Below are 9832 nucleotides of genomic sequence, written 5' to 3'. Positions count from 1 at the left end.
CGCACGGCCAGACGCGCCGCGTTCCGGCGCCGCGGACCCCGCAGCGGATCGGCCGGGCGGCGGCAAGCCGGCGGCGAAGCCGGCTGCGCCGAAGCCGGCTGCGCCGAAGCCGTCCCGCGCGGCCAAGATCAAGGCCGATCGCGAGCGGGATCGCAAAAACAAAGGCGCGCCCCGCTGGCTGAAGGATAAGCGCGGCGATGCGGGGACGGACGCGACCTGACCTGACCGCGTAATTCGTCGCGACCCTCCATCCGAAGGCCCGGATTCCCCTGCGTTTCGCAGGCGGATCCGGGTCTTTTCTGCGCCTTTGGACTCATTTTCGCCGGCGACCCATCGAATCCTCCGATCCTCCCCCGAATGGTATGGGCACACGGTGCAGAACCGTCAACCTCACGGAGAAGGAGTGTCATCGACAATGACGCACAGCAACGAAAAACGCTCGATTCTGCGCAAAACGGCAGTAACCACCTTGGCGGTCGGCGTCTTGGCCGGCAGCCTGTCCGGCGTTTATGCGGATGCAAACTCGAAGCACAACGATAAGAAGGACGATAAAGAGAAAAACAAAGGCAAAACGAAAATCGAGCTGAATCTGAACTTCCACGACCTGAACGACAAGGAGTGGAAATGGGCGTACGAGCACATCATTCGCCTCGCGTCCCAGCAAGTGTTCAACGGATACGAGGACGGCAGCTTCAAGCCGAAGGAAAAGATCAAGCGCATCGAGGCGCTGGTCGCGGCGGTCCGCCTGCTGGGGCTGAAGGACGAGGCGGAGAAGCCCGAGAACATGAACGCCAAGCTGAACTTCAAGGACTTCCCGGACGTTCAGAAGAAGTATCCGTGGGCGATCGGCTACCTGCAAGTAGCGTTGGAAAACGATTTGTTCAACGAGTCCGATACCGCGGTTCAGCCGGAAAAACCCGCCGATCGTCTTTGGGCTTCCATTCTACTCGTCAAGGCGATGAAGCTGGAAGGCGAAGCGAAAAAGAAAATGGACGCGCAGCTGCCGTTCCGCGACGCGAACCAGATTCCGGCCGGCTCGGTCGGCTACGTCGCCGTGGCTGTCGAAAAAGGACTCATCACCGGCTATAGCGACCGCACGTTCCAGCCGAACAAGCCGGTGACCCGCGCCGAGCTGGCCGCGCTGCTGGACCGCGCCGGCGGGCAACTGCCGGAGAACGGCAATACGGCGATCGTCGGCACGGTGCAGAGCGTCGCGAACGGGACGATCACGGTGAAAAAAGCCGACGGCACGACGTACGCCGTACCGCTTGACGCGAGCGTCTTCGTGTTCCGCAAGGACGTCAAAGTATCCGCTTCGGCCATTCAGCAGGGCGACGAAGCGCTGGTTCGCACCTACAACGGCAAAGCCGTCTTCATCGAAGTGACCAAAGCGGCGGACGCGCCCGTCCAAACGTCTGACACGGGCACGCTGACCGAGATCACGTACGCCTCCAACAAGATCGACGCGATCAAGCTGGCCAAAATCGTGAACGGCGAAACGGTGACGAACACCTACAAGGTCGGCGATTCGCTCCAGATCACGGGCGGCGCGCTCGCCGTGAGCAAAAACGTCACGGTGACGATCGTGAACAACGTCGTGACCAACGTGCAAGTGCTGTCCTAACGACGGGCGGATCTAAATCCTTGCTCGCTATAACGAACGATGGACCTCATTTCCGCTGCAAAGCGGAGATCGAGGTCCTTTTGCACGAGGAGACCGGCAACCGTCGTCACAAACGGCTTGCGCATTCGGGAGGAATGCGGAACAATGGATATGGATGATCCTGGAAAGACCAACGAAGATACGGAGGTCCGATTCATGACGATCGAAGTGATGCTGCAGCCGCTCTTTCGCGACCCGATCGAGCGGGTCACCATTCTCGATCCGGGCTATTCCGGACATGCCAGCGACGTCTGGTCGGTCCGGACGGTATCGGAAGAGCGCGTCGTACGTTCCTCGAGATGGCGGGAGGCGCCGAGCCACGAGTTTTGGGGGGGATGCTACGATCTATTCGGAATCGATCCGAGGCGAATGCGACACTTCGCGGCGAACGCCCGGATGCTCGGTTCTACGGGGGGCATTCCGGCACCCCGCGTGTTGGCGCATGCGACGATGGAGGAGAGGGAGTACCTCGTCGTCGAGAAGATGAAGGGAGAGCCCTGTTCCTCGTTCATAGGTCAATCCGACGCGCTCTTGCACCAATTGGGCGTTTGGCTGGCCCAAGTGCACCTGCAGCGCTGCGACTACTTCGGAAATCCGGCGCTTACCCGGACCGAACCGGTCTCGTCGTTCCACGACCGGCTGTCCCAAACGATCCGGCAGCTCGCCGAGCGCGATTATGCGGAGGAGTTCCAAATTCGGGCACGGCTCGACGACACCATCCGGGAGCTTCGCGATCTGCCGATGCCGAACCATTTTTGCCCCGTGCTGATCGACCTTGATCCGTCGCAATTTCTCGTTCGCGAGGGAATGCTGTCCGCGATCGTAGACGTCGAAGCCTATGCCGTCGGTCCGCGCGAATTCGATTTTGTCGGCTTGGAGTACGTACTCGACGAGCGATCGGCGGCGTCTTTTCTACAAGGCTATTCGACGATTCTGGATCCCCCCGATCTCTCCCGCCATCGTGCGGCGTACCGGTATTTTTATCGTCTGCTCGGCGTCCAAGGGTCCGTGGAATGGCAGGCGTGGATCGCGCAGCCGGCCTTATTCTGAACTGCCGCGCGCAGCGAAAGGCGCATCATCACCCGGTAGATGCCGACGCCGCCTTTTTTGTGCCGGGTGACGCCCTCGTTTATAATGAGAGGATGACATGCCATCCGCGAAAGGGGTTCGCCGCATGACGCCAGCATTGGAAATCCGCCGGTTGACCGGCGGCTACAGCACGCGCAAGCCGGTGCTGCACGATATCAGCTTCGACATCCGGCCGGGCGAGCTCGTCGGTCTGATCGGCCTGAACGGGGCGGGCAAAAGCACGGCGATCAAGCACGTGCTCGGACTCATGCTGCCGCACGCCGGCGAGGTGCGCGTAGCGGGGGTGAAGCTCGAAGAGGACCGCGACCGCTTCCGTTCTTCTTGCGCCTACGTGCCGGAGCAGCCGTCGCTCTTTCCGAACCTGACGGTGGCGGAGCATTTGCGGTGGACCGAAATGGCATACGGCTTGGATCCGGCGGAGGCGGACCACAAGACGGAGAAGCTCGCGGAGACGTTCCGGATGAGCCACGCGATGGGGGCGCTGCCGGGCACGCTGTCCAAGGGCATGAAGCAGAAGGTTATGCTCATGAACGCTTTGCTTGTCGCACCACCGCTGCTCATCATCGACGAGCCTTTTCTCGGGCTCGACCCGCTCGCGACCCGGGCGCTAATCGGCGCCCTCGAAGAGGCGAGGGCGGCCGGATCCGCCATCCTGCTCAGCTCGCACATCTTGCCCGCGCTCGAGCGCCGGGCCGACCGTCTCGTCGTCCTGCATCAAGGCCGCATCGTCGCGACGGGGACGCCGGGCGAGGTGAAGATCGCCTCCGGTCTGGACACGCCGGAAGAGGCGACCCTGGACGACGCCTTCGAGGCGATTGTTCTGGCCGCCGAGGAAGGAGGGCGCCCCGTTGGCTGACGTTCCCCGCCCGCAGCGGAGCGCGCAGCTCCGCGAATGGCGCCGGGGGCGGGCGGCGGCGTTCCGCAAGGAAGTGGTGCCTTACTTCCGCTATGTGTTCCAAAGCGGATTCGCGCTCGTTCTGTCGGCGATCGGCATTACGCTGCTCGCGTGGTACGCCGGCTTGCTGACGGACATGCCGGCCCGCTGGCCGGCCGATATCGTCGGCGTCTGCGCGCTCGCGCTGACCGCCCTCTATACGCCGCTGCGCACCTACCTCGAGCCGTCGGATACCGTCTTCGCGCTTCCGCTCGAGCGGGCGGTGCTGACGGACATCCTCCGGCCGTCGGTGCGCCGGGCGGCGATCGCCGGCGCGCTGCGCACGCTTGCGGTGCTCGCCGTCTTCGCGCCGCTCTACGTCCGCGCGCCTGTGACGGCCGCCGCCGCGCCGGCAACCGCCGGCGGCTGGGTCGCGCTCGCGCTGGCGTTCGCCTTGCTCGGCGGCTGGAGCGCCTTCGCCGCCTGGGACGAGCGCCGCTGCGCGTTCGCCGCTTGGCGCGCCGGCCTGCGCCTCGCGAGATGGGCGGTCGCCGCGCTCGCCGCAGCCGCGCTGCTGACGAAATCCCTCGCGCTCGCGTTACCCTTCGCGCTGCTCGCCGCTGCGCTCGTCAGCGCCGCAGCGCGCCTGCCTACCCGCCATGCGCTTCCCTGGGACCGGCTCATCGCCGAAGAACGCGCCGCCCGCCGCCGCTGGAAAGGCTTCCTCGGCTGGTTCGTCGACGTGCCGAATGAATCGCCTTCTCCCGCCCGCCGGGCGTGGATCGCCTGGATCGGCGACCGGATCCCGCGACATCGGAAGTACGCCTGGAATTACCTGTACGCCAAGACGATGCTGCGCGGCGAGGCGTTTGGCGCCTTTTGGCGATGGAACGCCGTGCTCGCGATCATCCTCGCGGTCGCCAAGACGTCTTCCGTCGACCTGATCGCCTACGCCATCGCCGTCGCTGTGGGCGGTCTGCAGCTGACCGAGCTGGGCCGCATCCGGTTTGCCGAACACGCATCGGTCGTGCCGCTGCCGCCGCAAGGCCGGATGAAAGCCGCGGCCGCCGCCGTTCGCGCGGCCGGCGTCTCTGCGACGCTGCTGCTCTGGCTCGTCGCCGCGCTCCCGTCGCGCCCGTTCGACGCCTCCCTCTGGCTGCTGCTGCTTGCCGCGGGTCTCCTCTGGACCGGCTGGCTTCTTCCGCGGCGCATGGCGAAGGCGGGCGAAGGCGACGAAGAGGACGAGCTATAATTTCGAACGCGCGGATCGTGGGATGCAGGAAAAATGTCCTGGATATCGAATAGTACTATTTAACTATTTTGTGAGGGGCCGGGAGGAATGGCGGGATGGGCGTACAGCTGTTTTATTTCGCATTGCACGCGATTCCGTGCGCCATGCTCGGCTGGTTGGCCAGCGAAATCTATCAGCGCAACCCCCGCCACCGCCTCCATCGCACGGCCGCCGTCATGTTCGGTCTTATGGCTTTGCTCTTCGGATGCGCTTATTTGGACCAGTCGATGCCGTCCGAGCAGGCCGACGACTTCGTCGCCTGGTTCGAGGCGCTCCCGGGCATCGTTCTGAATGGCTTCGCGATGCGGTTCATCCGGCAGATCACCTTCCGGTCGACCCGGGCTTCCTTCGACGGGCTCGACGTTTGCTTCGCCGCGCCGCCGCTGGCGGCGATCTTGTTGATGGTCGTTCCGTCGTTCGGTAGCGGCCAGCGGCAAGAGGTGTTGCTGCTCGCCCTCGGCGCGATCTGCTGTTTGTACAGCGTCGCGAGGTGGGCGCAGGCCTGGCGGCAGCTGCGCGCTCAGCCCCAGGACGATCCGTCCCGGACGCAGCTTCTGCAGGTCGGGATGGCGATCCTGAGCGGCAATGTCTGGTTGTTCGCTTCCGCTCTGGCGCAAGCGACGCTCGGCGATCCCGTCGAAGGCGCGCCGCCGGTCGCCCTGTTCGGGACGCTGCTCTACGGATTTTTTATTCGGCGGGCGGTGCTGCACTACGGATTTATGCCCTCGCAGATGGAGAAATACAGGGTGCTCTTCGACCTGTCTCCGTTCGGCGTGCTGCTCCTGGACAGCCGGGGCGTCGTGAAGGAAGCGAATCCGATGGTGCTGCTCTTGTTCGGCTATACGGCGGACCAGCTTCGAGGGCAGGCGCTGGACAGCTTTCTGGCGGAAGGATCGGCGCTTCCGCAAGCCGCGGACGGCTCCGCCCAAGGGGAGATCGAGATCGTCGGCGGACGGGGAGAACGGCGCCGGGTGTCGGCGCTCGTCAACGAGCTGTTCGCCGATGGGGAGCGGCTGACCTACGTCGTGCTTCAGGACGTGACCGAGCGCAAAAAAGCCGAGGACGAAATCGTCTATCTCGCGTACCACGACCCGCTGACGGGGCTCGGCAACCGGCTTCGGTTCCAGGAGGCGCTCCGATCCTGCTTGAACGGGGCGGAACCCGGCGCGCTGCTCATTCTCGACTTGGACCATTTCAAAGAAGTGAACGACGTGCACGGGCATTTGGCGGGCGATGAATTTCTCCGGCTCATCGCGGGCATCATGCGCGCCTGCGTGCCCTCGCCCGGACAGATCTGCCGGATCGGCGGCGACGAATTCGCCGTTCTGCTGCCCGGCTTCGTCGATGCCCGGGCGGCGGAGGCGGTCGCCGCGGAACTGCTCGCCGGATTGACGGGCGAAAGCGGCGCGGTACATGCGGGTTCGCCGGTCACCGTTAGCATCGGGGTCGCCCAATGGCCGGTGCACGCGGCGGATCCGCTTGGCCTGATGCATGCCGCCGACGTGGCGATGTATCAGGCCAAGCAGCAGGGGCGCAACTGCTACCGGCTGTACCAGCCGTCGTTCGCCGTCGCCGAGTCGAGCGGATCGGCCGGTTGACGAAAACAAAAGTCATAACCACCGGCTTTGCCGGTGGCTTCCATCAGCCCTATAAGGGTATGTTATCTAAAAGGCGCTACTTGAAGATCTGCCAACCGCGTGCTGCCTCGGGCGAGCCCCTAAAGTGGCCTCGTTGCCTGCCTTTTTCGCCGACTCACCCGTAAACGGGTCGATCCGTTCTTTCAACGTGAGCTGATCAGACTTCTTATCTTCTTTTAGCTGATTGCGATTGTACACGATCAATCGAATCCATTTCGTCATATTGTCCCTGAGGTGCGCATGCTGTGCTAAATATCGAATACATTCGATCATCTATCGCCCTGGGTAGCCTATTGTATTCTAATAATCGAATACATTTAGCCATCTAGCCCCCTGAGGTGCGCAATGTATGCTAATAATCGAATACATTCGATCATCTATCGCCTTGGGGGGCTATTGTATTCTAATAATCGAATACTTTTGAACTTCAGGCGATCATCATGGCGTTCAAAGGGTGACTACTCATAGCTATAAACTTCCCTGCCCCCCTCAGTCGAACTGGGGGGGTTCGTATACGAAAAAAAGGGCGTCCCCGAAGGCGAATTCGCCGGGGGACGCCCTTTTTCCGTCGGTAATGCGGAACAGCGGATCAGTTGGCGCTGGCGACGCCGGATTGGACGTCGACCACCGCTTGGTGAATGCGGTCGAACAGATCCTCGAGCTGCGGCTCCTCAATGCAGGAGAAGGCCACGCGAAGATCGGTGGGCCCGAGCGCGATCGTCCCGACGCCGTAGGCGTCGAGCAGCCGCAGGCGAACGGCGTCCGCGTCCGCGCTCGTCAGCTTCAGGCACATGAAGTAGCCGGAATTGAACGGATAGTACGACCAGACGTCGCCGTACTTGCCGCCGTCGAGCAGCTGCTTGACTTTGTTGGCGCGGCCCTTCATGATCGCGTATTTCTCGGCCTTCTGGGCTTCGAATTCCGGTGCCTTCAGCGCGTCCAGCACGAACGTCTGGGACGGGTGCGGACCGCTGGAGATGGTGGCGCGGATGATGCCGATCGTCTTTTGCTCCAGGGCGGAAAGGCACGCAGCGGAGGCGCCGCCGTACGTGATGAATCCGACGCGGAAGCCCCACACATACTCTTCCTTCGTCGCGCCGTCGATCTTGATCGGCAGCACGCGCTCGTGCAGGCCGCACAGCTGGCCGAACAGCGACTCCTGCAGCGAGTCTTCGAAGAACAGCGCGAAGTACGCATCGTCCGTCACGGCGACGACGTTAATGCCGGCATCGGCCGCGTTCTTGATGGCGGCGACGATCGCCTGGCCTTCTTCGACACCCGGCGTGTAGCCCGTCGGATTGTTCGGGAAGTTCAGCACCACGATCGCTTTGCCTTTGTCCTTCTGCGCGAGCAGCGCGTCGCGCAGCCCGGCCGCGTTGAAGCGGTTGTCCGCGTCGTACAGCGGGTACTCGACGATCCGGGCGCCGCGGCGAATGCCGAAGGTCAGCTCGTAGTTCTCCCAGTTTTTGTCAGGAATGATGACGGCATCGTCCGCGTCGGCGAACAGATCGGCGACGATGCTGAGGCCATGCGTCAATGCGTTGGTCACGACCGGTTGGCTGAACGTCTTGTTCGCGAGCGAAGGGTTCTCCTTCAGCATCTTCTCGCGCCAAACGGTGCGAAGCTCGGGCTTGCCGGCGGGAGGAGCGTATTCATAAATGTCCTTGGGCGCGTAAGCGGACAGTTTGTCTTGAATGACCTTCAGGTGCATCGGCTGGCCATTTTCGGTCGCGATGCCGATCGTTGCGTTGTACACGTTCGCTTTTTGCTTGGCTTCGGCGGACTGGCTCAGGATGCCGACCTTCGGAAAATAGATCTCGCGTCCGAGCCGGGACAGCATCTCGGCATAGCGCGGCTGCTCTTTGGCAATCACGTCGTTTAACTGCTGGGCGAGGGGATTCATCGAAGTCCATCCTTCCACTTGATCAGAGATTCCGGCGGACGATGCGCCATCCGAATCTTCATTAGGTGATATTATACACCATTGCGGGGACAGCGTCACCGAAAATAGGGGGAACGACACAATTTGCGCCAGGGACCGCAAGCGGGGGAGAAGGTAGAGAACAAATATATTTATTTTATAAAACCTGTATTAATACATTATTATTGAACAAGTGAATGATAGATCGTATAATATCTGTAATAATCTGGTTCACATTCGGGGAAACGGGGGGTCTGGCATGCTGGAACTGCATATAAACGATCCGGAAAAGCTCATTACCGTCGCCCATGCTTTATCGACGCGGGCGCGCGTGGACATGCTGCGGCTCTTGAATACGCGCAGCATGAATATCGTAGAGATCGCCGAGGCGTTGAGTTTGCCCGTATCGACGGTCGCCTCGAACGTCAAGGTGCTGGAAGGGGCCGGTCTCATCACGACGGAGCTGCTGCCGGCCATAAGAGGGGCCATGAAGGTATGCAGCCGCTCTTACGACGACATTCATATGGGCTTGAACAACATCCAGGCGCACGTAAGCAAGCGGCCGACCAACGTCTACGAGATGGAAATGCCGATCGGACACTACAGCGACTGCGAGGTGCATCCGACCTGCGGCATGGCTGACCGCGACAACATGATCATATTGGAGGACGAGCCGGCGAGCTTCTACCATCCGAAGCATGTCGGAGCGCAAATCATTTGGTTTCGCAAGGGCTACCTCGAATATTTGTTTCCGCTCGAGCTCCCTCCCTCCGCGCAGATTGATTCGATCGAATTTTCGATGGAGATGTGCTCGGAGGCGCCGAACTTCGATAACGACTGGCCCTCGGACATTTCCCTGTGGGTGAACGGCGTCGGGATCGGCACGTGGACGAGCCCCGGCGACTTCGGCGACCGGAGAGGCAAGCTGAACCCATCCTGGTGGCTGGACTGGACGACCCAGTACGGGTTGTTGAAGACGTGGCGAATCGATCGGGAGCGGACCACGCTCGACATGAAGAGGGTGTCCGACGTGACGGTCGACCAGCTGAATCTGCACCAGCGGACCAATTTGCGGCTGCGGATCGGCGTCGCTCCCGATGCGGTTCACAAGGGCGGGGTCAATTTGTTCGGCCGCGGCTTCGGCGATCACGAGCAGGATATCGTCATGAAGATCCATTACTCGCTTCCGACGGGGGAGAAGCCATAAGGAACGTGATCGAGGAGAGCCCGAGGGGCTCTCCTCTTTTTTATTTATTACAATATTCTTAGATGTAAGCGCTTGACAACGAATGGATTGGGCGATATTATGGCTGATAGATACACAAAAACGGTAATAAAACAATTTTAATGTTTTTGT

Annotated in this window: 7 protein-coding genes and 2 pseudogenes; 7 read left to right on the top strand and 2 right to left on the bottom strand. The window is 61.7% G+C overall.

The annotated features are described in order from the left end of the window. From LKX83_RS30110 to LKX83_RS30085, 6 genes and pseudogenes are all read left to right on the top strand, one after another. Window positions 1-220 (top strand): annotated as a pseudogene (locus LKX83_RS30110) (DEAD/DEAH box helicase); the annotation flags it as partial. A gap of 195 nt (window positions 221-415) precedes the next feature. Then, window positions 416-1624, top strand: coding sequence for an S-layer homology domain-containing protein (locus LKX83_RS30105; RefSeq protein ID WP_227886660.1), 1209 nt, complete (start codon window positions 416-418; stop codon window positions 1622-1624). A gap of 195 nt (window positions 1625-1819) precedes the next feature. Then, window positions 1820-2713: an aminoglycoside phosphotransferase family protein gene (locus tag LKX83_RS30100; protein ID WP_227886658.1), complete on the top strand. Its 894-nt coding sequence runs from the start codon at window positions 1820-1822 to the stop codon at window positions 2711-2713. 124 nt (window positions 2714-2837) lie between these two features. Next, entirely contained in the window at window positions 2838-3608 is a 771-nt protein-coding gene (locus LKX83_RS30095; protein WP_227886656.1) for an ABC transporter ATP-binding protein, read from the top strand. Next, window positions 3601-4878: an ABC transporter permease gene (locus LKX83_RS30090; protein ID WP_227886654.1), complete on the top strand. Its 1278-nt coding sequence runs from the start codon at window positions 3601-3603 to the stop codon at window positions 4876-4878. Before LKX83_RS30095 ends, LKX83_RS30090 begins: the two co-directional genes overlap by 8 nt. Before the next feature lie 95 nt (window positions 4879-4973). Beyond that, window positions 4974-6515, top strand: coding sequence for a sensor domain-containing diguanylate cyclase (locus tag LKX83_RS30085; protein ID WP_227886652.1), 1542 nt, complete (start codon window positions 4974-4976; stop codon window positions 6513-6515). 141 nt (window positions 6516-6656) lie between these two features. Here LKX83_RS30085 and LKX83_RS30080 read toward each other — a convergent pair. Together LKX83_RS30080 and LKX83_RS30075 are read right to left on the bottom strand one after the other, a co-directional pair. After that, window positions 6657-6749, bottom strand: a pseudogene (locus LKX83_RS30080) (IS200/IS605 family transposase); the annotation flags it as partial. Between the two features lie 394 nt (window positions 6750-7143). Next, window positions 7144-8457: an aminotransferase class I/II-fold pyridoxal phosphate-dependent enzyme gene (locus tag LKX83_RS30075; protein ID WP_227886650.1), complete on the bottom strand. Its 1314-nt coding sequence runs from the start codon at window positions 8455-8457 to the stop codon at window positions 7144-7146. Window positions 8458-8734: 277 nt separating this feature from the next. On the opposite strand from LKX83_RS30075, the gene LKX83_RS30070 reads away from it, so the two are divergent. Beyond that, entirely contained in the window at window positions 8735-9682 is a 948-nt protein-coding gene (locus LKX83_RS30070; RefSeq protein ID WP_227886648.1) for an ArsR/SmtB family transcription factor, read from the top strand. The last annotated feature ends 150 nt before the right edge of the window (window positions 9683-9832 follow it).

The sequence above is a fragment of the Cohnella baijiui genome (assembly GCF_020731285.1).
Lineage (GTDB): Bacteria > Bacillota > Bacilli > Paenibacillales > Paenibacillaceae > Cohnella.
Note: the sequence above shows the minus strand (reverse complement) of the source record. Positions and strands in the feature narration are given on the sequence as shown.